21 protein-coding genes and 1 pseudogene are annotated in these 23,987 nt (G+C 62.8%); 9 read left to right on the forward strand and 13 right to left on the reverse strand.

Annotated features, from left to right (window positions below):
* The first annotated feature begins 524 nt into the window (after window positions 1-524).
* The 4 genes from clpS (at window position 525) to sbcB (ending at window position 6,361) form a co-directional block, all read left to right on the forward strand.
* Complete coding sequence (clpS, locus tag H0W47_RS13505) at window positions 525-893, forward strand: ATP-dependent Clp protease adapter ClpS (RefSeq protein WP_296925259.1); 369 nt, start codon at window positions 525-527, stop codon at window positions 891-893.
* 70 nt (window positions 894-963) lie between these two features.
* Window positions 964-3,300 (forward strand): ATP-dependent Clp protease ATP-binding subunit ClpA, encoded by a 2,337-nt coding sequence (gene clpA / locus H0W47_RS13510; RefSeq protein WP_296925261.1) that lies wholly within the window; start codon window positions 964-966, stop codon window positions 3,298-3,300.
* A gap of 126 nt (window positions 3,301-3,426) precedes the next feature.
* Window positions 3,427-4,884: a cardiolipin synthase gene (gene cls / locus H0W47_RS13515; RefSeq protein ID WP_296925263.1), complete on the forward strand. Its 1,458-nt coding sequence runs from the start codon at window positions 3,427-3,429 to the stop codon at window positions 4,882-4,884.
* A gap of 7 nt (window positions 4,885-4,891) precedes the next feature.
* Window positions 4,892-6,361, forward strand: a complete 1,470-nt coding sequence (gene sbcB / locus H0W47_RS13520; RefSeq protein WP_296925265.1) for an exodeoxyribonuclease I — start codon at window positions 4,892-4,894, stop codon at window positions 6,359-6,361.
* Window positions 6,362-6,458: 97 nt separating this feature from the next.
* Here sbcB and H0W47_RS13525 read toward each other — a convergent pair whose 3' ends face one another.
* The gene (locus tag H0W47_RS13525; protein WP_296925267.1) at window positions 6,459-7,133 is read right to left on the reverse strand and encodes a glutathione S-transferase; all 675 of its coding nucleotides are present in this window, start codon (window positions 7,131-7,133) and stop codon (window positions 6,459-6,461) included.
* Complete coding sequence (locus H0W47_RS13530) at window positions 7,133-8,107, reverse strand: rhodanese-related sulfurtransferase (protein WP_296925269.1); 975 nt, start codon at window positions 8,105-8,107, stop codon at window positions 7,133-7,135. The genes H0W47_RS13525 and H0W47_RS13530 overlap by 1 nt, the downstream gene beginning before the upstream one ends.
* Window positions 8,108-8,331: 224 nt before the next feature.
* Here H0W47_RS13530 and H0W47_RS13535 point away from each other — a divergent pair, with 224 nt between their 5' ends.
* Complete coding sequence (locus H0W47_RS13535; protein ID WP_296925271.1) at window positions 8,332-9,480, forward strand: PHB depolymerase family esterase; 1,149 nt, start codon at window positions 8,332-8,334, stop codon at window positions 9,478-9,480.
* Window positions 9,481-9,561: 81 nt separating this feature from the next.
* Here H0W47_RS13535 and H0W47_RS13540 read toward each other — a convergent pair whose 3' ends face one another.
* On the reverse strand, window positions 9,562-10,062 hold the full coding sequence (locus H0W47_RS13540; protein ID WP_296925273.1) for a DUF1499 domain-containing protein: 501 nt from the start codon (window positions 10,060-10,062) through the stop codon (window positions 9,562-9,564).
* A 488-nt stretch (window positions 10,063-10,550) separates the two neighbouring features.
* Here H0W47_RS13540 and H0W47_RS13545 point away from each other — a divergent pair, with 488 nt between their 5' ends.
* The gene (locus H0W47_RS13545; RefSeq protein ID WP_296925274.1) at window positions 10,551-10,955 is read left to right on the forward strand and encodes a hypothetical protein; all 405 of its coding nucleotides are present in this window, start codon (window positions 10,551-10,553) and stop codon (window positions 10,953-10,955) included.
* Between the two features lie 12 nt (window positions 10,956-10,967).
* Window positions 10,968-11,858, forward strand: coding sequence for a LysR family transcriptional regulator (locus H0W47_RS13550; protein WP_296925276.1), 891 nt, complete (start codon window positions 10,968-10,970; stop codon window positions 11,856-11,858).
* A gap of 359 nt (window positions 11,859-12,217) precedes the next feature.
* Here the strand turns inward: H0W47_RS13550 and H0W47_RS13555 are convergent, their stop codons facing one another.
* The 7 genes from H0W47_RS13555 to H0W47_RS13585 form a co-directional block, all read right to left on the reverse strand.
* On the reverse strand, window positions 12,218-12,952 hold the full coding sequence (locus H0W47_RS13555) for a M23 family metallopeptidase (RefSeq protein WP_296925278.1): 735 nt from the start codon (window positions 12,950-12,952) through the stop codon (window positions 12,218-12,220).
* Complete coding sequence (locus tag H0W47_RS13560) at window positions 12,949-13,983, reverse strand: L,D-transpeptidase (RefSeq protein ID WP_296925280.1); 1,035 nt, start codon at window positions 13,981-13,983, stop codon at window positions 12,949-12,951. The genes H0W47_RS13555 and H0W47_RS13560 overlap by 4 nt, the downstream gene beginning before the upstream one ends.
* Window positions 13,984-14,189: 206 nt before the next feature.
* Entirely contained in the window at window positions 14,190-16,076 is a 1,887-nt protein-coding gene (locus tag H0W47_RS13565) for a PAS domain S-box protein (protein ID WP_296925282.1), read from the reverse strand.
* A 68-nt stretch (window positions 16,077-16,144) separates the two neighbouring features.
* Window positions 16,145-16,654 (reverse strand): EVE domain-containing protein, encoded by a 510-nt coding sequence (locus H0W47_RS13570; protein WP_296925285.1) that lies wholly within the window; start codon window positions 16,652-16,654, stop codon window positions 16,145-16,147.
* A 217-nt stretch (window positions 16,655-16,871) separates the two neighbouring features.
* Window positions 16,872-17,636, reverse strand: a complete 765-nt coding sequence (locus tag H0W47_RS13575; protein WP_296925287.1) for a TSUP family transporter — start codon at window positions 17,634-17,636, stop codon at window positions 16,872-16,874.
* Window positions 17,633-17,995, reverse strand: coding sequence for an STAS/SEC14 domain-containing protein (locus H0W47_RS13580; RefSeq protein WP_296925289.1), 363 nt, complete (start codon window positions 17,993-17,995; stop codon window positions 17,633-17,635). Before H0W47_RS13580 ends, H0W47_RS13575 begins: the two co-directional genes overlap by 4 nt.
* A 30-nt stretch (window positions 17,996-18,025) precedes the next feature.
* Window positions 18,026-18,652 (reverse strand): carboxymuconolactone decarboxylase family protein, encoded by a 627-nt coding sequence (locus H0W47_RS13585; protein ID WP_296925291.1) that lies wholly within the window; start codon window positions 18,650-18,652, stop codon window positions 18,026-18,028.
* A 68-nt stretch (window positions 18,653-18,720) separates the two neighbouring features.
* On the opposite strand from H0W47_RS13585, the gene H0W47_RS13590 reads away from it, so the two are divergent.
* Window positions 18,721-19,758, forward strand: a complete 1,038-nt coding sequence (locus H0W47_RS13590; protein WP_296925293.1) for a serine hydrolase — start codon at window positions 18,721-18,723, stop codon at window positions 19,756-19,758.
* 53 nt (window positions 19,759-19,811) lie between these two features.
* Here the strand turns inward: H0W47_RS13590 and H0W47_RS13595 are convergent, their stop codons facing one another.
* A complete protein-coding gene (locus H0W47_RS13595; RefSeq protein ID WP_296925295.1) occupies window positions 19,812-20,087 on the reverse strand; it encodes a YkvA family protein in 276 nt (91 codons plus the stop codon).
* A 95-nt stretch (window positions 20,088-20,182) separates the two neighbouring features.
* Window positions 20,183-21,088 (reverse strand): class A beta-lactamase, encoded by a 906-nt coding sequence (gene bla, locus H0W47_RS13600; protein WP_296925297.1) that lies wholly within the window; start codon window positions 21,086-21,088, stop codon window positions 20,183-20,185.
* A gap of 124 nt (window positions 21,089-21,212) precedes the next feature.
* Here bla and H0W47_RS13605 point away from each other — a divergent pair.
* Window positions 21,213-22,071, forward strand: a pseudogene (locus tag H0W47_RS13605) (LysR family transcriptional regulator).
* Between the two features lie 20 nt (window positions 22,072-22,091).
* Here the strand turns inward: H0W47_RS13605 and H0W47_RS13610 are convergent.
* Window positions 22,092-23,564: an RNB domain-containing ribonuclease gene (locus tag H0W47_RS13610; RefSeq protein WP_296925299.1), complete on the reverse strand. Its 1,473-nt coding sequence runs from the start codon at window positions 23,562-23,564 to the stop codon at window positions 22,092-22,094.
* Between the last annotated feature and the right edge of the window lie 423 nt (window positions 23,565-23,987).

Consider the following 23,987-nt stretch of genomic DNA (forward strand, 5'->3'; position numbering starts at 1 on the left):
TTGCGCGTCCTCTTGGTGACAAGCTCGTATCCGCTGGCAGCAAGGCTGATTTGTTTCATCGACATATAACGCTTCTCAGAACTCACCGGTTGGCTGAGTTTTGCAGAGATTCCTTAGCGTCCTGAAGACATTCGTCCGCAGCGGCGGACATCTCTTTCGCGGCAAATGTCTGCGCCACGGCGATCCCGCCGGTGGACGAAAAGGTACTGGTGCAAGAACGCGTCCCGCACATCAGTTCGTGAATGGTATGAAAGTCAATATGGAGCCATATTTGGAGCCATATAAACGAATCTCCAAGGTGCAACGCAGCATCCATGCGGGTTGCAGGCCCTCAAACATATAATGATCGAGTCAACCCGGTTGATTCAAACCCGGCGGGGTCACCGCAAAACCGCTCCAGGCGCAGGCCGGAGCGGTTTTTTTCATGGCTCGGGCAAAAGTCACAGCTTGTCTTGAATGTCGCGTTCACGCCACCAATTTCCCTGTGCATCGCAATGAGCAATTTCGCTCGCTAGAATGATTTCATGGCAACCCAACCCCCCAAGCCCCCCGCACCGCCCAAGGCCCCTGTGATCAAGCCGGACGGCGCCAGTGGTGGGGATTCGGTCGTTCTGGAGCGGCGACCGCAGAAGACCAAGCCGCCGCAGATGTTCCAGGTCGTGCTGCTGAACGACGACTACACGCCGATGGAGTTTGTGGTTGAGGTCATCCAGGAATTCTTCAACAAAGATCGTGAAACCGCCACACAGATCATGCTGAAGATTCATCTGGACGGCAAAGGCGTGTGCGGCGTGTTCTCCAAGGATGTCGCCTCCACCAAGGTGGACCAGGTCACCGAAGCCGCCCGAAAAAATGGCCATCCGCTGCAGTGTGTCTGCGAGCCCATTGAATAATGGCAAAAACGGCCCATATCGACATCAAGAGATACAAAGTCACCACAGCAGCAAGCCGAAAGGAAACGCAATGATTGCCCAGGAACTAGAAGTCAGCTTGCACATGGCCTTTGTCGAAGCCAGGCAGCAACGCCACGAATTCATCACCGTGGAACACCTGCTGCTGGCACTGCTCGACAATCCCAGCGCCGCCGAGGTGTTGCGCGCCTGCTCCGCCAATATCGATGACCTGCGCAAGGCGCTGGCCAATTTCATCAAGGACAACACGCCCCAGGTTGCCGGCAGCGACGACGTGGACACGCAGCCCACACTGGGTTTCCAGCGGGTAATCCAGCGCGCCATCATGCATGTGCAATCCACCGGCAATGGCAAGAAGGAAGTCACCGGCGCCAATGCGCTGGTCGCCATTTTTGGTGAAAAGGACTCGCATGCTGTGTATTACCTGCACCAGCAGGGCGTCACACGCCTGGATGTCGTGAACTTCATCGCGCACGGCATCAAGAAGAGCGACCCGCCCGAGCCGACCAAGGCAGGCGAGAGCGCGGCCGAGAATGAAGAGGGCGGCGAGAAGAACGAAAAAGCCTCGCCGCTTGAGCAGTACACGCAAAACCTCAACCAGCTCGCCAAGGACGGCAAGATCGATCCGCTGATCGGCCGCCACTATGAGGTCGAGCGCGTGATCCAGATTCTGTGCCGCCGTCGCAAGAACAACCCCCTGCTGGTCGGTGAAGCCGGCGTGGGCAAAACCGCGATTGCCGAGGGCCTGGCCTGGCGCATCACGCAAAAGGACGTGCCGGAAATCCTGGCCGAAGCCCAGGTCTATTCACTGGACATGGGCGCGTTGCTGGCCGGCACCAAGTACCGCGGCGACTTCGAGCAGCGCCTCAAGGGCGTGCTGAAAGCGCTGAAGGACAAGCCCAACGGCATCTTGTTCATTGACGAGATCCACACACTGATCGGCGCCGGTGCGGCCTCGGGCGGCACGCTCGATGCGTCCAACCTGCTCAAGCCCGCGCTCAGTTCGGGCCAGCTCAAGTGCATAGGCGCAACAACCTTCACCGAGTACCGCGGCATCTTCGAAAAAGATGCGGCCCTGTCACGCCGCTTCCAGAAGGTCGACGTGGTTGAGCCCACAGTGCAGGAGACGGTGGACATCCTCAAGGGCCTCAAATCGCGTTTTGAAGAGCATCACAGTGTCAAGTACGCCGTGGCAGCCTTGCAAGCTGCGGCGGAGCTCAGCGCCAAATACATCAACGACCGCCATTTGCCCGACAAGGCGATTGACGTGATTGACGAGGCTGGTGCAGCGCAGCGCATTTTGCCGGCCAGCAAGCGCAAAAAAATCATCACCAAAGCCGAGGTCGAGGAGATTGTTGCCAAGATCGCGCGCATTCCGCCCGCCAATGTGTCCAACGATGACCGCGGCAAGCTCAAGACGCTGGAACGCGACCTGAAAAGCGTGGTGTTCGGCCAGGACAAGGCGCTTGATGTGCTGGCCTCTGCAGTCAAGATGGCGCGTTCCGGCCTGGGCAAGGACGACAAGCCGATTGGCTCCTTCCTGTTCTCCGGCCCCACGGGCGTGGGCAAGACCGAAGCGGCCAAACAGCTGGCCTACATCATGGGCATCGAGCTGATCCGCTTTGACATGTCCGAGTATATGGAGCGCCATGCCGTGAGCCGGCTGATTGGCGCGCCCCCGGGCTACGTCGGTTTTGACCAGGGCGGCCTGCTGACCGAAGCCGTTACCAAGAAGCCGCACTGCGTGCTGTTGCTCGACGAGATCGAAAAAGCGCATCCGGACATCTTCAATGTGCTGCTGCAGGTCATGGACCACGGCACCTTGACGGACAACAACGGGCGCAAGGCCGATTTCCGCAACGTGATCATCGTCATGACGACCAACGCTGGCGCCGAGACCATGAACAAGGCGACCATCGGCTTCACGAACCCGCGCGAAGCGGGCGACGAGATGGCCGACATCAAGCGCCTGTTCACGCCCGAGTTCCGCAACCGCCTGGATGCGACGGTCAGCTTCAAGGCGCTGGATGAAACCGTCATCCTGCGCGTGGTCGACAAATTCCTGCTGCAGCTTGAGACGCAACTGGCCGAGAAGAAAGTAGACGTGACTTTCACCGACACCTTGCGCAAGTACCTTGGCAAGAAGGGCTTCGATCCGCTGATGGGTGCACGACCGATGCAGCGCCTGATCCAGGACACCATTCGCCGCGCGCTGGCCGACGAGTTGCTGTTCGGACGCCTGATCGACGGCGGCCGCCTGACGGTGGACATGAAAGTCACGACCGACGAAAAAGGGGGCGAGAGCGGAGAAGTCGAACTCGACATCCAGCCGCTGGCCAAAAAGGAAGGCAGAGCCAGGCCCGAGGCGGAACAGGCTGAAACCAGCTGAAGCGGGCGGTTGACCTAGCCGCAGTGAAAAGGCCGTTAGCATCACGCTGACGGTCTTTTCTTTTCGGCCCTGCTTTTCAACTTTGATACGGCTGATTCGGCCAGCCTCTCACACGTTCTGCCCACCTTGAATATTCCGTTACTCAACGACGAATGGGAAACCGGCCTGTCCCTGGCCTGGAGCGCCTACATCGCCATACTGTCGATCTGGATCGTTCTGCAAAAGCGCGCGCCGGTGTCCACCATGAGCTGGATCCTGTCGATGGCCTTGCTGCCTTTCGCCGGCTTTGTGGTTTATTACTTCCTCGGGCCGCAGCGGCTCAAAAAGCAGCGCCTCAAACGCCTGCGCAGCCGGGCGGCGCATCGCGGCGATGCCGACATGGCGCTGTTGCACGACGACATCGCGCGTGCGCCGCCAGCCTTGCGGCAAATGGCCGCGCTGGGCCGGGCGGCCTGCGGTCTGCCGGTGTCGAGTGCCACGTCCGCGCAACTGCTGTCCGGCGGCGCCGCCACTTTCGACAGCATGTTCGAGGCCATACGCCAGGCGCGCCACCATGTCCACCTCGAGTACTACATTTTCGAGCCAGACCGCATAGGCACGGCGCTGCGTGACCTGCTGGTGCAGAAAGCCGGGGAGGGCGTCGCCGTGCGCCTGCTGGTCGATGCCCTGGGCTCCAAGCGGCTGGGACGCGGTTTCATGGCGCCACTGCATGCGGCCGGCGTACAGGTCGCGCTGTTTCACGACACGCGCATAGGCCGCCGCTTGCGCCCCGTCAGCAACTTCCGCACGCACCGCAAGATACTTGTTTGCGACGGCGCCACCGGCTTCACCGGCGGTGTCAACATAACCGACGAGGAGGACCGGCGCACACGCCCCGACGCCTACCACGACGTGCACCTGCGCTTCGAAGGCAGCGCGGTGCGCTGGCTGCAGACCACCTTCCTGGAAGACTGGACCTACGCCACCGGGGAGTCCCTGCGAGAAACCGACAAATCCCTCAAGCGCCTGCTGCCGCAATTGCAGCCCGCCGACGAAGCGGGCGAGATCCCGGTCCAGGTGGTAACCAGCGGGCCAGACAATCCGCTAGAAGCCATCCACCGCATGCATATCGCTGCCATCAATGCCTCCTGCCACCGGGCCTGGCTGACCACACCGTATTTTGTGCCGGGTGAGCCTGCGCTGATGGCGCTGACCAGTGCGGCACTGCGCGGTGTCGATGTGCGCCTGCTGGTGCCACATCGCAGCGACAGCCGGATCGTCAGCGCGGCCGCCCGCTCCTATTACGACGAACTGATTGCCGCCGGGGTCAAGGTCTGGGAGTACAAGGCCCGCATGCTGCATTCCAAAACTCTGGTGGTCGATGACAACTGCGCGATGATCGGCACCGCGAATTTCGACAACCGCAGCTTTCGCCTGAATTTCGAGGTGATGGCGGTGGTGTATGGCCCGGTGTTGGCCGAGCCGCTGGCCGCGCAGTTCGAAGTCGACCTGCGCAATGCGGCTGCGGTGCCTGTGCATCGGCGGCAGCGTTTCCTGATGCGCTTGTTTGATGCCACGGCGCGGCTGTTTTCACCCTTACTGTGACCCCGACATGGCACCCCACACCTTTCTCTGGCACGACTACGAAACCTTTGGCCTGAACACGCGGCGGGACCGGCCGGCGCAGTTTGCCGGCGTTCGCACCGACTCAGAACTCAACGAAATCGGCGAACCGCTGATGATCTACTGCCAGCCGGCGCGCGATTACCTGCCCGATCCGACCTCCTGCCTGCTCACCGGCATCACGCCCCAGCTGTGCCTGGAGCGTGGCCTGCCCGAGCATGAATTTGCCGCCCGCATTGAAGCCGTGCTGGCCCAGCCCGGCACCATAGGCGTGGGTTACAACACCATCCGGTTTGACGACGAGGTCACGCGCCACCTGTTCTGGCGCAACCTGATGGACCCCTATGCACGCGAGTGGCAGAACGACTGCGGCCGTTGGGACCTGCTCGACGTGGTGCGCATGGCGTATGCGCTTCGGCCTGAAGGTATCGAATGGCCGATGAAACCCGATGAACGCCGGCCCGACGACGCCGGGGCTCTGCGCCCCAGCTTCAAACTGGAGGACCTGGCGCGCGTCAACGGCCTGGTCCATGAGGCGGCGCACGATGCGCTGTCAGACGTGCGCGCCACCATTGCGCTGGCCCGCCTGATCCGCACGGCCCAGCCCCGGCTGTTTGACTTCTGCCTGTCGCTGCACAAGAAGGACCGCGTGGCCGCCGAGCTCGGTCTGCCGACGAGCCCGCAGACGGCCCAGCCTTTCCTGCACGTCTCGGGCATGTTCGCGCCCGAAAAAGGCTGTATGGCCGTGATGTGGCCGCTGGCCATGCACCCGTCCAACAAAAACGAACTGCTGGCCTGGGATCTGGCGCATGATCCCGCTGAGCTGCCGCTGCTCGACGTGGCCACCTTGCGCCAGCGCCTGTTCAGCAAAACGGCCGACCTGCCTGAAGGCGTTGCGCGCCTGCCGATCAAGTCGGTGCACCTGAACAAGTCTCCGATGGTGGTGCGCAAGCTGGCAACGCTCAGCGAGGCCATGGCGGCGAAGTGGGGTGTCGATATCGAAGCCGCCCTGCGCAACGCTGAAAAAGCCGCCGGCCTGCCCGACATGAGCGCCCTCTGGCCTGAGGTGTATGCACGTCCCAAAGACGGCATTCCCGACGTGGATGAAGACCTGTACGGCGGCTTCATCAACAACGACGACCGGCGCCGGCTCAACAAGCTGCGCGCCCTGCCGCCAGCTGAACTCGCGCACAGCCGCATTGGCTTTGATGACGAGCGGCTGGAGGAATTGGTGTTTCGCTACCGCGCGCGCAACTTCGAAGCCACCCTGTCGCCCGAACACGCCCAACGCTGGGAAACGCATCGCGCGGCGCGGTTGCTTGAAGGCGAGGGCGGAGCCCGCAATGTCGATGCCTTCCTGGCGCAGCTCGACGTGCTGTCAGAGACGGCGGACGAGCGGGGTGAAGAGGTGCTGGGCGCGCTGTATGCGTATGCGGAGATGATTGCGCCGGAGATGTAGCACCAGCCTGGAGCGGCAGTTGCTATATATTTGATAGCTAATAGCGCCCGTGGAATAAGGGCTATAGGCCGATTTGATGCCGAAATTGCGATGAGCCTCAGTCCGTCGCTGCTGAGCCAGCAGCCGGCTGCCAGGCCGCGTACTTGACCATCACACCCCTAAACAAATCGCTGGCCTCAAAAGCCGCAAGCCATCGCTGCAGGCGCGGCCACCCTTGTGCGACAAACCAGTCCGGATCTGTGTGCGCGAACTGGCGGATAAAGGGAAGAATAGCCATGTCGGCCAAGCTGACCTGGGCGCCGAACAGCCAGCCTGCGCCCAGCCGTGCATCGAGTTGCGCCAGCCAGCTTGCCGCATCGCTGCGATGCTTCAGTGCAAAGCCGACTGCATCGCCCTCTGATTCCTGCGGGTAGCGGTTCGGGTATTTGTAGCGGTCCAGGTGCTGCTTGAAGTCGCCGTCGTTGGCAGCGATCAGCGCATTGATGTCTTCAGACGACACGTGGGGCGGTGACAGCCACTGCGCCGGGTCATGGCGGGCCAGCGTCCAGCGCATGATGTCCAGGCTTTCATCAATCACTTTTCCGTCGGGCAGCACCAGCACCGGCACCGTGCCCTTGGGCGAGGCGGCCAGCATTTCGGCGGGCTTGGATCGAAGCACGACTTCGCGATATTCCACCGTCTGGCCGCTGACGGCGAGTGCCAGCCGCGCGCGCATGGCGTACGGGCAGCGGCGAAACGAGTAGAGGACGGGAAGAGCGGGCAGGGCACCCATCAGGCGCCGTCTTCGTCGGTGTGAGCGCTGGAGGAGGTCAACTTCGCACCTATGTGCGGCTGGCGGCGGCGGTTGGCGTAGTCCACCTGGCGCTGGCGCTCGATGAAGCCGCGTTTTTGTTCTTCGGTTTTCCTGTCGTGGCAGTTGGGGCAACTGACACCGGGCACGTACAGCTTTGATGCCTTGTCGGCTTCGCTGATCGGGTCGCGGCAGGCACGGCACAGGTCGTAGTGGCCGGTGGCCAGCCCATGCACCACCGATACGCGTTCGTCGAATACAAAACATTCGCCTTTCCAGCGGCTCTCCGTTTCGGGCACGGTTTCCAGATATTTCAGGATGCCGCCTTCTAAGTGATAGACCTCCTCAAAGCCTTGTGTGCGCATGAAGGCGGTGGATTTTTCGCAGCGGATGCCGCCGGTACAGAACATCGCCACTTTGGGTTTTTTGCCGCCTTTTTCAGCCAGCAGGCCGCCGGGCGCGGACTGGGCTTCAACCCAGGCCGGCAGCTCGGAAAAGCTTTTGGTGTGGGGATCGACCGCACCTTCAAAGGTGCCAATGCCAACTTCGTAGGCGTTGCGGGTGTCCACCACCACCACCTCCGGGTCGGCAATCAGTGCGTTCCAGTCCTGCGGCTTCACATACTGGCCGGCCATCTGGTTGGGGTTGATGCCGGGCACACCGAGGGTGACGATTTCGCGTTTGAGGCGCACTTTCATGCGGTAAAACGGCAGCTTGTGCGACCACGACTCCTTGTGCGCCAGGTTGGCCAGGCGCGGGTCGCTACGCAAATGCGCCAACACGGCGCGCACGCCGGCCTCGGGCCCGGCAATCGTGCCGTTGATTCCTTCTTCGGCCAGCAACAGCGTGCCGCGCACGTCTTGCGCCTCGCAAAAGGCCTGCAGCGGCGCCTGCTGCGCGGCGAAATCGGGCAGGGTCACAAACTTGTAGAGGGCGGCGGTCAGAAAGTCGGGCATGGCAACAGGGCAGGTGACGAAAAAGTGTTCAAAAACAAGGCCGCTGTCGGTGCGGATGTTGTCATCGTACCAAGCGCGGCAGCGGGGCCACTTGCGGCACGTCAGCGTCCTGACAGATACGCGGCGTGAAGAATCACACAAACGGCAGACCTTGGCATGGACGCAATTGCTGCAATGCAGCAAAATGAATGCATGCTTACTAATTTGGCAAAAGCCGGGATTCCATGGCCAGAAGTCTGAGCAGCCTCTGGCTTAAAAGTGTGCGCCGCATGGGCAAGGCCCAGCAAGCGCAAGGCCGCAGGCTGCTGCAAAGCCTGGTACCCAGGACGCCCCGTGCGCCAGCCGTGCGCAAGGCTTCGGCCCAAGTGGTCAAAGCCGGGCCTGCTACCCCCATCCGCACAAGCGCGCCGATACCGGGGCGCGCGCTTGCCAACCTGCCCGGCGGCTGGCAGAAGTCCTGGTTCTCGGTGCCCGCTGCCGGTCAGCTTGCGCCGGCGCGGCGCATGTTGTACTGGCTCTACCTGCCGCCAGATGCGGGCAATACGCCGCTGCCGCTGGTGGTGATGCTGCACGGCTGCCAGCAGATGGCGACCGACTTTGCCTTGTCCACCCGCATGAACGAGCTGGCCGCGCGCAAAGGCTTTGCAGTGCTGTACCCGCAGCAGTCGGCCACCGCCGACGCACACCGTTGCTGGCACTGGTACCAACGCTCGACCCAGGAGGGCGGGGGCGACGTGCGGCTGATTGCCGACATGATCACGCAGGTTCAGGCCCGGCACGGGCTGGACACCCGCCGCACCTATGTGGCGGGCCTGTCAGCCGGCGCAGGCCTGGCCAACATCCTGGCGCTGCGTTACCCGGCGATGGTGGCTGCCGTCGGAATGCATTCAGCGCCGGTGTTTGGCACCACCGACTCGGCCATGAGCGCCTATGGCGCGATGCAACACGGCTCCCGTCAGACGCACCGTGAAAGCGTGCGGTCCCTGGTCAGCGCCGGAGCCGGTTTCCCCGGCATGCCGGCCATCCTGATCCACGGCGCGCGTGACAGGGTGGTGCGGCGCATCAACATGGCGCAACTGACCGAGCAGTTCACTCTGCTCAATGCCGGGCTCATCACACGGGAGGACGCCGTGCTCCGCAACTGGCCGGCCCGCAGCACCGGCCGCCATCCGCGCCACGCTTATGAAAGCGCGACCTGGTATGCGGGGCGAAAGCCGCAACTGGTGGCCTGCGAGATCGCACAACTGGGTCACGCCTGGAGCGGCGGCGACGGCAGTGTCGGTTTCAGCGCACCCGAAGGACCGGATGCGACGCTGATGATGTGGACTTTCTTTTCGCGGCACCGACGGAGCGAGGCGCTGCCGCCTGGGTAACTGGAATCTCCGCAGTTATGAGAAATAACCGGTGCCAGCCACCTACAGGCAAGCGTAGCTAGCTATTAAAGTGATAGCAAATTACACGCCATTGTCTTGCGAAAAACGCACTCGCAGCGCTTCCATGCGCGCCCGGTTCACGCCAAAATCCTTGCGCCCGAGCCGGCTGGCCGAGCGCAGGTGAATCACGCCGCCCGCAGCGTCCAGCGCAAACTCCAGATCGTCGGTGAACTTCAGGCGTGGCGTGCTGCACTGGGCGTACAGGTAGCCGGGCTCCCGTGTCACCAGCACACAGTCGGAGGTGGTCTCCAGCACCGTGCCGAGTCGGCGCATGGCAGCTTGGGCATCGCCGCTATAGGCCAGCGGCGCGATGTCGGCATAGGCTCGCTGCGGGTGTTCGGGGTAAAAGCCGGCTTGGCTGGACACGCTGTTGGGTGTGTTGGACGGCGGCGCCAGGCGGCCGTCGCGCACGCCCAGCGTGGTGGGCGCGCCGCCGCGCAGCAGCCCCAGTTGCCCTGCGGCCCACAGCATCACCAGCAGTCCAAAAATCAGGATAGCAACAAGCTTCAAAACGCTGACCATTCGGCAACTCCAGGCAGGCGCTGCGCAGTGCAGCCCTGGCAGTTTAGCGGCTGCCCTGAAGATCTTCCTGGCTTTTCTACAATGCAGCCATGAGCTTTTCACCCCTCACCGTCGCCGTCATGGGCGCAGGCGCCGTCGGATGTTAGCGCGTGAGACGGGGTGCGATGCAAGGCGCAAAGCACAGCGTTGCCTAAGGCATCGCGCGCATTTGCAACGCCGCAGCGTGCCCTGTATCGCGCGGGCAGCAACTTCCCGTTTCAGCGGTACTGGTGCGCTCCAATGTGTCTGCCCGGTAGTCGTAGAGTCTCCCCTGTGCTACCAGAGTGGGCCGCTTGGCTTTGACCGGCATCGGCTGAGAAGCACGGTGTGAGGTAGATAAGCACGACCAAGTACATAGTTATTTTGTTGGTAGCATGTATATATAAGATATTTTACAAATGCATGATGGGTTTATACAGTGAAAGCCTCATTCACTTAGAGCCTTATTCATGACACCCAATTCGCTCGCCATTTTTCCAATCGACCAAGTACTTGGAGCCTTCGAAAAAGGCGACGTACCTGCGCTATTGACCCACATTGCCGATGATGTGGACTTTCGTATTGATCACTACCGTGACGAAGCGGATACCTCGTGGCAGATCGCTCGGGACAAGACCGCGTTGTTGATGGTGCTGCAACGACTAGCGCAAGAAGTTTTTCCGCGTGGCACGCAAATACTCCACACCCACAGCCAGCCCTTGGGCAATGACTGGGTATTGACAAAGTTTCATCAGCGATTTTTCTATGCGGTGCAAGCGCGCGAAGTCGAAAGTCTGACGTGGATCGTGAGCCACTCAGAAAATGGCCAATTGGACTACTTCCGCGAGTCTGTAACCACCATTACCCCCATTTAATGTCCTACCGTCATGCTGTTTGATCTGCGCGCACTGGGCTACTTTGTGGCCGCTTATGAGGAGCGATCGGTCACGGCTGCTGCACGCCGATGTTTTGTAGCGCAGCCTTCCATCAGCATGGCGATTCGCGGCCTCGAGGGCGCGCTGAAGACGGTATTGTTTGAGCGCAGCCGCAGTGGTTTGGCCCCGACCCCTGCCGGCGACCGACTCTATCCACGGGCCTGTAGTTTGCTGGCACAGTCCAACGCCATGCTGCGAGAGTTTCGAGAGGCACCGCGAGAGTTGCTAGGACTTTACTTGCAGGACGACGTGTTGGTGCATACGGCCGCGCCCTTGCTCACCCAGCTGGCCCAGCACTTGCCGCACGCAGTGATTCGCCTGAGCCGCAACCCCGAGGAGGCGCGTCTCCACATGGTTGCGGAGCAGTGCAAGCGTCCAGCAGACCGGTTCGTCTCGCTGTGGCGCGAACCCTATGTGATGTTGGTGCCGGAACAGCACCCGTTGCGTTTCAAAAAGCGCTTCGCCTTGTCAGACCTACAGGGCGCGCCATTGATTGAGCGGCCCTACTGCCCTCAACACCAAACATTCATACGCAAGTTGGCGGAGCAGGGTATTGCGTTAGAGGTGCGAGCGAGTGCTGCCCGCGAAGAATTGCTGTTGCATATGGTGGAGCTCGGGCTCGGTCTGGCGGTCGTGCCCGAGTCGCACGCGGCCCATGCGCGCCGCGCCGTGGTGCGTCCACTGGACGATGCCTTGCCATTTGAGCGCCATCTGGGCTTGGCATGTGACCCGGCCGACGTATCTTTGGTGGCACTGTTGGGGCTTATGGCCTCCGAAATAAGAGACGCAAGAAAAAAAGCTGCTCTCGTGAGTGTCGCTGCCGTGGTCACGCACCGGCGCTGACGAGGCTGCGTTGCGTTGCGCCGCGCCTCAGGCCTGCGCTTCATGGCAGGCCACATACGGTTTGTTGCCCCCAGGGTCGCGAAATAGACGCCGTAGTAGTTGGGGTGGTACTGCCGGCCTCTGGCCCAACACACCTTCGTCAGAGCCGCCATCGCGCAAGGCCACCATTTGCCTGTTGCCGGCCTCATGCGGCAGGCCGTGCCAGTGTCATCCGCTCGTGCGCCCGGGCTGCTGCAGGGCCTGTTAATTTGCTATGGAATCAATAGCTGGCTGCGCTTGCTGGACAAGGGCTGCATGCTATTTTGGCTGGAAGCTCCAGGGCTGTGGGCCAGCATCGCAGCGAAGGGCCGCCGCTTCGCTCAGGGCCTGGCGTCGCGCCAGACCAGGAAGGGGTTAAGTGGCGTGCCACGCCACCACTGCTTCTCGGGGCCCAGTTTGTAAATCGCAAAGTGCAGGTGGGGTGCGGCTACCAGGGCGTTGCCGCTGCTGCCGACGTAGCCGAGGATCTGGCCCTTGCGCAAGGTGCCGCCTTCAGCGATGCCCTCGGCATAAGCGTCGAGGTGCGCATAGTAATAGGCGAACTCGCCACTGGGGTCGAACTGGTACAGCGTGATGCCGCCGGCCTTGCTCAGGAACAACTTGGCGATGCGGCCGTCCTCGATCGCCAGCACCGGTGTGCCGCGCGGCGCCATGATGTCCAGTGCTTCATGTAGAGCGCCGCCGGCGCGACCCTGGGTGTAGTTGTCGCTGAGCTGGGAAGCGCTGAAGCCGTGGACCGGGATGGTCAGATCGCGTGCGCGCAGACGGGACAGGTCGGAGGCGTCGGGTGGCACCGCCAACGCTGCAGGGGTGGCATCGGTGTTGGGGGCAGGCTCGGCGGGCGCCGCGACTGGGGCTGTTGGAACCGTCTTGGCAGGCGCTGCAATTTCAGGCGGGGCTGTGGCCACTGGAGGCGGTGAACTCGGTGCCGGCAGCGTTTGTGTGGTGGCGCCAGGACGGAACCAGGTGCCGATCACCACTCCCGCGACCACGGCCAGCACTGCGCCCAGTATCAGGGCCTGGCGCCAGCGGCGGTGACGGCGGGTTTCAGTCACAGCTTGATGTCAACCTTGAACCCCGCTTTGGCCAGCGTCGAGAGGCGCTCGGCATCCCAGTTGGTCAGGTGGATGCAGCCATTGGTCTCGGAGTGTCCGACGTTGGAGGGCTTGGAAGTGCCGTGAATACCCCAGTGCGGCTTGGTCAGGCCCAGCCAGATGCTGCCCACCGGATTGTTCGGGCCCGGTGCGATGTCAATTTTTTTCGCATCTTTGGGCGCGTTCTTGAGCAGCTTGGGGTCGTAGGTGAAGCTGGGGTTCTTCACTTCGTTCTTGATGGCCAACATGCCGATGGGCAGGGGGTCGTTTTTCTCGTTGCCTATGCTGATGGGAAAAGCCGCCACCGGGCGCTTCTCGGCGTCCAGCACATACAGAACTCGTTCGGATTTGTCGATTTCAATCGAGGTCGCCTTGGCCGGCGCTGTCGCACTGCTCACATTGGGCACCACGATGTCCTTGCCGGCTTCGATCTTGCGGCCGCCATTGAGTTGCTTGAGGTAAGCGATGCTGGTGTGGAATTTTTCGGCCAGCGCCTCGTCCACCGACTCGAACACCATCGCCTTCATCTTTGCGCGTTCAGCCATGTCGGCTGGTGTTTTCTCAAAAGGTCCGGCGAGGTCCTTGTCGGTCACGGTGTAGGTGGCAAGCAGCGGTGCGCTGTCTTCCCGCAGCGCCTTCCAAGTTTCCGGGGTGACCGTCCCGGTCACTTTGAGACTGCGTGCCGTCTGGTAGGCCTTGACCATGCGCTGCATGTTGGCGGCATAACGGCCGTCGATCTCTCCGCAGGAAAACCAGGCGCGGTCGAGGAGGATTTGCGCGCGCACCACGGCCGGGCCCTTGCTGCCGGTTTTGAGCAGCGGGCTGTCGCTGGCATTGTTGAAGGCGTCCATGTCGAAGCCGGCGCTGGCCGATGTTTTGGCGCCGGACTTGGCGGTTTTGGCAAGCGCCGATGCGCCAGTGAAGCCGAGTGCGGCGCAGCACAGGCAAATCGCCAGCAGGCGGGGGGCGCGGGGGAAGGTGGGGGAAGTCATGGGCATGTGAGAGCTTTCAACAGTTGTGCCGACAGTATGGTCGCCGGCATGCCCCCAAACTGTAGGAAACCGCGCTTGGCACGGGTCAGGCTTGGGCTGTTACGTGGCGGCTCGATGCGGCTGGACTGATTTCAAAGCGCTATTGAATTGATAGCTGTTTGCGCATGCTAGACGAGGGCTACAGGCCGTTTTTGCATAAAGTCTGCTTAGCGGGCAACGCCGGCTGTCTGCAGGAATTTCTGCAGCGCAGCAAAGTCCAGGGGCTTGGTCAGGTGAACGTCGAAGCCCGCGGCCATGGCGCGGCCCTTGTCTTCGTCAGTGCCGAAACCGGTCAGTGCGGCCGCTGTCACATTGCCGCCGCCGGGGAGCGCGCGCAGGGCGGCGAGAACCTCATAACCGTTCATGTCCGGCATACCGATGTCCAGCACGACGAGGCGGGGCAAGCACTCCCGCGCCATTTCCAGGGCACCCGGTCCGTCATAAGCCACCTTGACCTGCAACTCCATGAGCCGCAGGATCTCCGCCAGGCTGTTGGCGGCATCGCGGTTGTCATCCACCACCATGACCAGCGGTGCCGCAGGGGCGGCATCTGTATCCGACGTGCCCTTGCTGGCTGCATTCGGCAGGAAAAAACTGAAGGTGCTGCCCTGTCCCGGGCCCGGGCTGCTGGCGTTCAGGACGCCACCATGCATCTCGACCAGGGAACGCGCCAGCGTCAGGCCGATGCCCAACCCGCTTTCCCGCGCTGCGGTGTGTGCGTCGCCCTGGGCGAACAGCTCGAAAATCTGGACCAGGGCCTGGGTGGACAGACCGACGCCGTTGTCACGCACCGACGTATGCAGGTTGCTGCCGTCCAGCCAGACTTTCAGCTCGATCTCTCCGCCCTCGGCAGTGTATTTGGCTGCGTTGGTCAGCAGGTTCTGCAGCACCTGGGCCAGCCGGGTCGCGTCCCCCCGCACCCGCAGTCCGCCGTCAGGCATGTCCACGGTGAGCTGGTGGCGGCGGGCGTCCATCAGGGGCCGAACCGCCTCGACCGAACGCGCCACCACCTGTGCATACGCGACTTGCTCGGCCTTGAAGCGTATCTTTCCGGTGGTCAGCCGGCCGACGTCAAGCAGGTCGTCCACCAGGCGCGTCATGTGTGAAAGCTGGCGGTCAATCATGTCGCGGCTACTGCGCACCATGGGGCTGGGCGAGGGCTCCAGCTGCAGGATGGTGACGGCATTGCGTATCGGCGCCAGCGGGTTGCGCAGCTCGTGGGCCAGCATCGCCAGGAACTCGCTCATGCGCTTGCTTGAGCTTTCCAGCTCATGCAAGCGCCGCCTTTCTGTCATGTCGCGCGTCACCTTGGCAAAGCCGCGCAACTGCCGGTCCGCGTCGTACACCGGCGCAATCACCACGTTGGCCCAGAATACCGAGCTATCTCGCCGCACCCGCCAGCCTTCCTTTTCGGCGCGGCCCGCTGCAAGCGCGGACTTGAGCTGTGCTTCCGGCAGGCCGGCTTCCTGATCTTCCGGCCGGTAAAGCATGCGGAAATGCCGGCCAATCGTTTCCTCGGCGCTGAAACCTTTGATGAGCTGCGCTCCGCTGTTCCAGCTTTCGATAATGCCCTCGGGACTCAGCATGAAAATTGCGTAGTCGCGCACGCCTTCGACCAGCAGCCGGAAGCGCTGCTCGCTCTCGCGCAGGGCTTCCTCGTGCAGGCGGCGCTCGCTCAGGTCGCGCGTGACCTTGCCGTAGCCGGTGAGTTGGCCGTTGTCATCGTGCAGCGCAGTGATCACCACACTGGCCCAGAAGCGGCTGCCGTCCTTGCGCAGGCGCCAGCCTTCGTCTTCAAAGCGCCCGTCCCGGGCGGCGCGGCGCAGCTCTTCAGTCGGCCAATCGGCGGCGACAGCTTCAGGCGGGTAAAACAGCGAGAAGTGGCGACCGAGGATCTCTTCGGGCCGGTATTGCTTAATGCGCTGGGCTCCCGTGTTCCACGACACCACCACGCCGTCGGGGTCAAGCATGAAGATGCCGTAGTCCTGGACCGCATCCACCAGAAGACGGAAGCGGTCAGTGGAAGCCTGCGCCGAAAACTGAGGTGGCGGCATTGACATACACGCATGATAGCGGCGCGCCCAAGCCGCAGAAAATATTCTCGCGGCGGGGCCGCAAGTCGCTACTTTGTCCTACCGGCTGCCTGTTGCGTTGCAGCGGCGGCAGGCTCAGGCCGAACGAGCAACCTGGAGATTTCACGCCAGTGTTCGGGGTCCACCGGCGTGATGGAAAGCCGGTTGCCTCTGCGCAGGATGATCAGGTCTGCCAGTGCCGAGTGGGTGCGCAGCTCGGGCAGGCTCAGGTTACGGGTTTTCCTCAGCACCTTCACGTCCACCAGCAGCCAGCGCGGCTCGGCGGGCTTTGACTTGGCATCGTAGTATGGCGACTTCGTATCGAACTGGGTTGGGTCCGGGTAGGCCGTGGAATCCACCTGCGCCAGGCCGACGATGCCAGGCTCCGCACAGCTGGAGTGGTAGAACAGCACGCCGTCGCCGACCCCCATGCCGTCACGCATAAAGTTGCGCGCCTGGTAGTTGCGCACACCGACCCAGGGCACGGTGGCATTTTTTGCCGCCAGCGCGTCGTCCACGGAACATTCTTCGGGCTCGGATTTCATTAGCCAGTAGTTCATCGTGTGCTCCCGTGTTTGTCTGTGCTCTGAAGAAAGTCCGGCAGGCGCCGCAGCAATGGCGGATTCTCCGCAGAGGGCCTTGCTACATCGCACCCGGGCAGGAATGGCGCCCGGCAGCAAGCGGTGGGTAACCGGTTTGCTATGACTTTGATAGCTTCTCGTGCTTGATGCATAAGGGTTTGAGGTCGATTTTTGCGAAATTTTTACGCGGGTGACGTCAAGCCTGAAACACGCGCAGCAATGCCGGAGCAATCAAGCCCACGCCTGTCAGCAGCAGCAAGGCACAAACCAGACGCAGCACAGCCAGGCGCGACCAGCCCGGCGGGTGCCGCTCCAGCCACCAGCTGAGGCCGAACACCAGCGGCGCGGCCAGCAGGCATAGCTTGAGCGCATTGGTGCTGAATTGCCCGGCCGGGACCACCATGAGCAACCGGAGCAGGGAGCTTGCGGCCAGGGTGGCCACCAGCGTGTCGCGCACGGTTTTCAGCGCCATCGGCTGGCGGTAAAAGTGATACACCAGCGGCGGCCCGCCGGTGGCGAACAAGCCGGTCAGCAGGCCCGAGATCGCGCCCCAGAGCCGGAAACTGCCCGCCGACGAGCGCTCACGCAGCACCGCCTTTTCCATCAGCACCACCACTGCGCAGGCCATCACCGTGATGCCCAGCAACACCCGCAACAGCAGGGTGACGTTGACGCTGAGCCAGCCCAGCAATAGCACCCCCAGCAAAATGCCGGCCACCCCGCCCAGGCTGATGTCGCGAAATGCTGGCCCGTCCATGGTGCGGCCCGGGCCGCGCAAGGCCACCAGCGCATTCGCCAGGCCCAGTACGGTCGCCACATTCGCCAGGTCCGCCAGCGGCGCCAGCTCCAGCACCCCCGCCAGCCCCAGCAGGATCAGCGCAAACGCAAAACCGGTCAGGCTCTGCGCACAGGTGGCGAATGCAACGCACAGCAGGAAAAGGGCGGTTTGGAAAAGCGTCATTCACCGCTGCAAAGCCATTCGATCGCCGCGCCTTCGCTGGTGAAGACCATCAGGTTCACGCCCGCGCCCCGCGCAGTTTTCTCGCTGGTGTGCGTGATCCGGTCGGGCGGCACAACAGACGCCACCCGGCGAAGATGCGCCAGGTGCCGCCCGACGGCTTGGCCAATGGCGTAGTGCTCGGCGTAAGACTTGAGCGTACGCACGCCGCGCAGGTCGCACAGGGCACAAGCGCTGGCCCAGCCACGCGACTGCTCGCCCAGCACCTCGACAAAACGCAGGAACTCATCCAGCGACGGGTCGCCCTCAACCCGTATAGACGTGAATCCGTTCAGCTCTGTGACTTTGAAATCCATGCTCATGCCCGCAGGATAACCTGCCGCAGCCAGGAGTCAGCCGTGTTTGCCGGGCTCCCAGCCCACGCCGCCAATCGCGCGCTCTGCCACTTCAACGGCCAGCGGTTCCAGCGTAGTCGCCATGGTGTCGTTCCAGCGGTTCAGGTAGCCAAACAGCGCGATGGATGCCACGATCTCGACGATTTGCTCGTCGTTGTAATGCTTCTTGAGTTCGTCAAAGTCGGCCTGTGAGGCTTCGTTCGGCACCTTGCCGGCCTTCAGCGCCAGGCTGATGGCCGCGCGTTCGGCGTCGGAAAACAGCGAACTCTTTTCAAAATCCCACAAGGCGGCAATCTTCACGTCTGACGCCTTGTAGATGCTGGACAGGTTGGTCATGTGCGACTGGCAGTACAGGCAGCCCGCCGCATAACTGCTGGCCAGGCTGACCAGCATCTTGGTTTCTTCGGGCACAGTGCCTTCGTACAGCACCGCCTGGTTCAGCGCCATGAAGGCCCGCACGATGTTGGGCCGCCGCACCATGGTCATGATGCTGTTGGGCGTGAAGCCGCGGGTCTGTTTGTAATGCTCGAATCGCTCGCGGATGTCGTCTTCCTTGACGTCGGCGAGGGGAATGGGGGAGAGGTGTGCCACGTCGTGGTCCTTGCTGTTCTGTGAAACCACCATGGTATCCCGCCTCATTGGGCAGATTCGAGGCGCTACACTTTGCGCGTCTTCCTCTTTGGGGGTATCTGGTGCGCCTTTCTCGCGTTTACTTGTTCGGCCTGTGGCTTGGCTTTGCGTCGCTGGCCCAGGCGCAGCCCAGCGTCGAGTGGCGCGGGTCGTCGCCTGCTGAGCAGGCGCTCGATGCCGCCGCATTCAAAGGGGTGGCTGCGGCCATCAATGAGCATCTGGGCGACGTCGAGAGCGTGGTGGTGGTGTTGCGGGGGCGAACAGCGTTCGAGTTCTACCGTGATGGTGCCCCGGACGCGCTGCGAGATGTGCATTCCGTCGCTAAAAGTGTGCTTTCGGCACTGGTGGGCATTGCTGTGGGGCAGGGCCGTATTGGCAGCCTGGACCAGCCGGTGCTGGCGCTGATGCCGGAATGGACAAGCTTGAACAGTGACCCGCGCGCGGCATCCATCACGGTGCGCCACCTGCTCACCATGAGCGCAGGTTTCGAGGTGAATGACCCCGGCGGCACTGCTCCAGCCGGACGGCCACCTGAAACCTGGGCCCGGCCGTTGCGCAGCGCACCGGGCGCGGCGTTCGCCTATGACAACGCATTGATTCCCGTGCTCTCGGCCGTACTCGAACGAGCCACCGGCATGCCTCTGGCTGACTACGCTCGCCAGCAACTGGTGACCCCCCTGATGCTTGCAGAACCCTCTTACCGACGCGGGCTCGGCCTGCGCACGCTGGACATGGCCAAACTCGGCCAGCTGTTTCTGCAGAACGGCATCTGGGGCGGCAAACAGATCGTTCCGCAAGCCTTTGTGTCGGCCGCAACCCAGCCCCAAAATGCGGGCGGCCTGCCCGTGTCCATGCCTTACGGCTACATGTGGTGGGTGGTGCCGTCCAGCGCGCCACGCCCGACCTTCATGGCCAGCGGTTTCGGTGGGCAGTTCATCTGGGTGTATCCGCCGATGGACCTTGTGGTGGCGATCACATCCACGGCATCCATGGACACCGCTCGCCGCGGACAGGCCGTGCAGCTGATCCGCAATCGCCTGTTCACCGCCGCGCAGCAACGCCTAGCGAGCGAAGCGGGCGTATCCACACGTGCTCCCTGAGCTTTCGATTCATCTGCCTCGGACGAAGCCAGCCCACCAAGACGCGCCAGCGCTCAGCCGGCGCGGTGCTTTTCTCCTGCCTGAGCAAGTTCGGGCGGAAGGCGCTTGAGTAGCGCGCGGATCGCCAGCGGCACCAGTACCAGGTCGTCTGCAAAGCCCAAAAAGGGCAGCATGTCGGGAATCAGGTCGATGGGAGAGAACAAATACAGCGCAATGGCGGCCGTGCCCCACTTGAGCCAGTTCGGCGCCTGCGGATGGCGCAGCGCAAACCACAATTGCCGCGCATCACCGCGAAGCAGTACCCACAGCAGGGTCAGGCGTTTGAACATAGAGTCTCCCTGGATGAACGCAGGCCCGGGCGGGCTGCCTCCTTGCAGATGGCGCTGAGCGCCATCAATGCAAGAGGCTTCACACGGCGTTACATTCAGCCCGCCGTTGTCACCAGCGCCGCTACCAGCTGGCCCACCTCGGCGATGGCACGATCGCGCACCGGCAGCTCAGCTTTGGTTTGCGTCAGGTAGGCCGCCACCAGAATGGGCGCGCGGCCTGGTGGCCACAATATCCCGATGTCGTTGTTGCTGCCGTGGTCGCCGCCACCGGTTTTGTCGCCAACGCGCCAGCCCGCAGGCAACAGGGCGCGCAATTTGCGGTCACCGGTTTTGTTGTCCAGCAGCCAGCGCGTAACCTGCGCGCGTGACGAGGCTGTGAGCGCCGTCCCCAGCAGGATTTTCTGCATACTCTGCAGCATGGCCTCTGGCGTGGTGGTGTCGCGCGGGTCGCCGGGCGTGGATTCGTTCAGCTCGGGCTCAAACCGGTCCAGCCGGGTAATGTCATCGCCCAGGCTGCGCATATAGGCAGTCAGCCCTGGTGGCCCGCCCATTTCCTTCAGCATCAGATTGGCAGCGGCATTGTCGCTCAGGGTAATCGTGGCTTCGCACAGCTCTGCCAGTGTCATCGGCAGGCCGCCCACACGTGGCTTGGTGGCAGGCGAGTGTTGAATGATGTCAGACGCACGGACGGTGATGCGTCGGCTCAGTTGCTCCAGCCCCTGGTCTACCCGCGACAGCACCTGGGCCGCAGCCAGAAACTTGAAGGTGCTGCACATCGGGAAGCGCTCCCCGCCCCTGTAGGCGTAGGTGGCGCCAGACTGGGTGTCCAGCATGGCCACGCCCAGCCGGCCACCGCTGGCGGCTTCTATTTGCTGCAAGGTCTGCTGAAAGCGGCTGGCCTGCGGGGCGCTGGTTGCTGCCCCAAGAGTCTGGGCGCACCCGCCGGCGACAAGTGCGGTGGCGGCCAGACCGGCTGATTGAATGAAGTGACGTCTATGCATTTTTCCTTGGGGTTGTAGTTGAAAGGGACCTCATGATCCATTGGCACAGCGTGCAGCACAAACGGTAATAATCGGGCTCAGACCCAAGAAAAACCTGGCCTTACGGCCTGAACATTCCCCCACCATGCACCTGCCGTTGAATGCCTTGCGCGCCTTTGAGGTTTCTGCCCGTCACCTCAGTTTTACCCGTGCCGGGCTGGAGCTCAACGTTTCGCAGGCCGCAGTCAGCCAGCACGTGAAGCAGCTGGAAGAGCGGCTCAAAGTGCCGTTGTTTCGCCGGCTGCCGCGCGGCTTGACCCTGACCGACGAGGGCCAGGCCCTGCTGCCCGTGCTGGCCCAGTCGTTTGAGCGCATGGTCCAGGTGCTGGACCAGTTCGGCGACGGGCGAGCCCGCGAGGCGCTGACCGTAGGCGTGGTGGGCACGTTTGCCGTGGGCTGGCTGATCCCGCGGCTGCGCGATTTCCAGCTGCGCCATCCCTTTGTTGATTTCCCTGTTCACCAACAACAACCGAGTTGACATCGCCGGTGAGGGCCTGGACTACGCCATCCGTTTTGGTGACGGCGCCTGGCACGGCACTGAGGCGCAGGCCCTGCTCGCAGCGCCGCTTTCCCCCATGTGTACACCCGCCCTGGACGCGGCACTGCAGTCGCCCGCTGACCTGGCCGGCCAGGTGCTGCTGCGCTCTTACCGGGCGGACGAATGGGTGCAATGGTTTGCGACTGCGGGATGTCCGTGCCCCATGCTGCGCGGCGCGGTGTTCGACTCTTCATTGACCATGGCGGAAGCTGCGGCCCAGGGCGCGGGGATTGCCCTGCTGCCGGTGCGCATGTTTGCGCGGGAGTTGCAGCAGGGCAGGCTGGTACGGCCCTTTGCGCAAGAGGTGAGCAATGGCCGCTACTGGCTGACCCGGCTGAAGTCACGCCCGGTGACGCAGGCCATGCTGGCTTTCAATGCCTGGCTGCTCGAGGCTGGTGCGTGGTGAGATGCGGCGCTTGACGGCACTCAGGCGCGTTCGAAGTCGATAAAGCTCTTTTCAGCGTTTACCGCCACCAACCGCACATGCAGGGTGTCACCCACGTCCAGCCCTTCAAAGCCCCGCACCAGACGCCCCTCCAGCAGAGGGCTGCTGATGCGCACAAACGTGCCCTTGGCTGCCGCGCCAGTCACGATGGCGTCGAAAACGTCACCGATTCGCCCCTGCAGCAGGTACGCGCCTGCCGCCTTGAGCACCTGGCGCTCGACTTTGCTGGCGTTGTCTTCCTGCAGCGTGCAATGTTTGGCGATTTCGGCAAGCTGTTCGGCTGAATAGGGCGGAGGCTCGCCGGCCAGCGCCGCCTTGAGCAGGCGTTGCGTCACCAGATCCGGAAAGCGGCGATTAGGCGCCGTGGAGTGAGCATAGTCGTTGATGGCCAGCCCGAAGTGACCCACCTCATCGCCGTCTAACGCCGCGCCCCCGGTTCTTGCCGGCGCGGTTGCGTATTCGCCTGAGCCCAGCAGCTTCACCACGGCCAGCGACAGATCGGGAAAACCGGCCGGGTCGGCCGCGCGCCGCGCGCTCAGGAAGCGGTCCAGCGCGATGGCGTCGGGCACGGCCGGCAAGCTCACGCCGTGGCTCGCGGCCAGGGCCTCGATGCGGTCCCAGCGGCGCGGCGCCTGCAAAAAGCGGCGTATCGACGGGAAGCCCTTGTTCACCAGAAAACGCGCCGTCGCGCCGTTGGTGGCAATCATCAGGTCGGCAATCAAATTCTTGGCGCGGTTTTTCTCGTCCGGCTGCAGATCCACCAGTTGCCCGTCCTTGAAGACCGGCCGCGCGGCGATGGTGTTGACGTTGAGCGCACCACGCGACTGGCGCCACAGCCGCAGCCTGCTGGCCACAGTGTCGTGCAGGCGTACCTGTTCTTCCAGCCCCGGCACCGTGGCGATCTGTAGCGGCGCGGAAGCGGTGCCGTCCAGCCAGGCCGACACCGCGTCGTAGGTCAGTTTGGCTCGGTTGAGCACCAGCGCGCGGTAGATGTCGGATTCAGCCACCGTACCGTCGGCAGCAACAAGCATGTCCACCACCACGGCCAGCCGATCCTGGTCTTCGTGCAGTGAGGTGAGGTCGGTCGACAGCACTTCGGGCAGCATGGGAAAAATACCCGCCGCTGTGTACACCGAGGTGGTGTTGGCCGCCGCGTGGTCATCGACCGCGCCACCAGGCCGCACCAGGTAATCGACATCGGCGATCGCCACCATCAGGCGTGTTGCACCCGCAGGCAGCGCCTCGGCCACACTCAACTGGTCCAGGTCGCGCGTGTCCTCGTTGTCAATCGAGAACCAGGTCAGGTGGCGGAGGTCGCGGATGTCGGCGCCACGTTCGGGGCTGGCGTGGCGGGCCGCTTCGGCCTCCTGCAGGACTGCCGGAGTGAAGACGGGCAAGAGGCCGCGGGTGCGCATGGCTGCCACGGCGAGTTGGTGGAGGTGGGTGGGGTTCATAGTGTTTGGTTTGTGAGATTGGTTCTCTGTACCTTGCCGTCAATGATGCCCGGCTTCAGAAATTCGGATTGGTGCCTTCGACGGTTTTCCTAGTCGGGCACTCTCCGAGTTCCTTGCAGAAAAATCTCGCAATCCCAGCGCTGTCCGGACTGGGTTCCAGGATTTGGACTGCACTATTCAGCGTGTGACCTTGGCCTTCCGTGGCCGTGCTTTAGAGGTCGCCGCCATAACCTTCAACGTCTCCGTAAATGGCTCAGTTCGAAGCGATGCGGAATCGAGGTCCCCATTCGCTGCTCTATGAATCGCCCCGGGTTTCATGGAGGCTGTTTGGTTTAAGTCATGCCTCCACCGTGGAGGCTTGACTGGCGAGTTGCCGGTAGTAGTTTGCCTCAGCTTCTGCCGGAGGTATATATCCGATAGGGC

This window comes from Polaromonas sp. (genome assembly GCF_013817205.1).
In the GTDB taxonomy this organism is placed as follows: domain Bacteria; phylum Pseudomonadota; class Gammaproteobacteria; order Burkholderiales; family Burkholderiaceae_C; genus Polaromonas.

Bases quoted from the DNA above. Each gene is read 5' to 3' on its own strand.
- clpS (WP_296925259.1), top strand. From the start codon at position 525: ATGGCAACCCAACCCCCCAAGCCCCCCGCACCGCCCAAGGCCCCTGTG.
- clpA (WP_296925261.1), top strand. From the start codon at position 964: ATGATTGCCCAGGAACTAGAAGTCAGCTTGCACATGGCCTTTGTCGAA.
- sbcB (WP_296925265.1), top strand. From the start codon at position 4,892: ATGGCACCCCACACCTTTCTCTGGCACGACTACGAAACCTTTGGCCTG.
- H0W47_RS13525 (WP_296925267.1), bottom strand. From the start codon at position 7,133: ATGGGTGCCCTGCCCGCTCTTCCCGTCCTCTACTCGTTTCGCCGCTGC.
- H0W47_RS13530 (WP_296925269.1), bottom strand. From the start codon at position 8,107: ATGCCCGACTTTCTGACCGCCGCCCTCTACAAGTTTGTGACCCTGCCC.
- H0W47_RS13535 (WP_296925271.1), top strand. From the start codon at position 8,332: ATGGCCAGAAGTCTGAGCAGCCTCTGGCTTAAAAGTGTGCGCCGCATG.
- H0W47_RS13540 (WP_296925273.1), bottom strand. From the start codon at position 10,062: ATGGTCAGCGTTTTGAAGCTTGTTGCTATCCTGATTTTTGGACTGCTG.
- H0W47_RS13545 (WP_296925274.1), top strand. From the start codon at position 10,551: ATGACACCCAATTCGCTCGCCATTTTTCCAATCGACCAAGTACTTGGA.
- H0W47_RS13550 (WP_296925276.1), top strand. From the start codon at position 10,968: ATGCTGTTTGATCTGCGCGCACTGGGCTACTTTGTGGCCGCTTATGAG.
- H0W47_RS13560 (WP_296925280.1), bottom strand. From the start codon at position 13,983: ATGACTTCCCCCACCTTCCCCCGCGCCCCCCGCCTGCTGGCGATTTGC.
- H0W47_RS13565 (WP_296925282.1), bottom strand. From the start codon at position 16,076: ATGCCGCCACCTCAGTTTTCGGCGCAGGCTTCCACTGACCGCTTCCGT.
- H0W47_RS13570 (WP_296925285.1), bottom strand. From the start codon at position 16,654: ATGAACTACTGGCTAATGAAATCCGAGCCCGAAGAATGTTCCGTGGAC.
- H0W47_RS13575 (WP_296925287.1), bottom strand. From the start codon at position 17,636: ATGACGCTTTTCCAAACCGCCCTTTTCCTGCTGTGCGTTGCATTCGCC.
- H0W47_RS13580 (WP_296925289.1), bottom strand. From the start codon at position 17,995: ATGAGCATGGATTTCAAAGTCACAGAGCTGAACGGATTCACGTCTATA.
- H0W47_RS13585 (WP_296925291.1), bottom strand. From the start codon at position 18,652: ATGGTGGTTTCACAGAACAGCAAGGACCACGACGTGGCACACCTCTCC.
- H0W47_RS13595 (WP_296925295.1), bottom strand. From the start codon at position 20,087: ATGTTCAAACGCCTGACCCTGCTGTGGGTACTGCTTCGCGGTGATGCG.
- bla (WP_296925297.1), bottom strand. From the start codon at position 21,088: ATGCATAGACGTCACTTCATTCAATCAGCCGGTCTGGCCGCCACCGCA.
- H0W47_RS13610 (WP_296925299.1), bottom strand. From the start codon at position 23,564: ATGAACCCCACCCACCTCCACCAACTCGCCGTGGCAGCCATGCGCACC.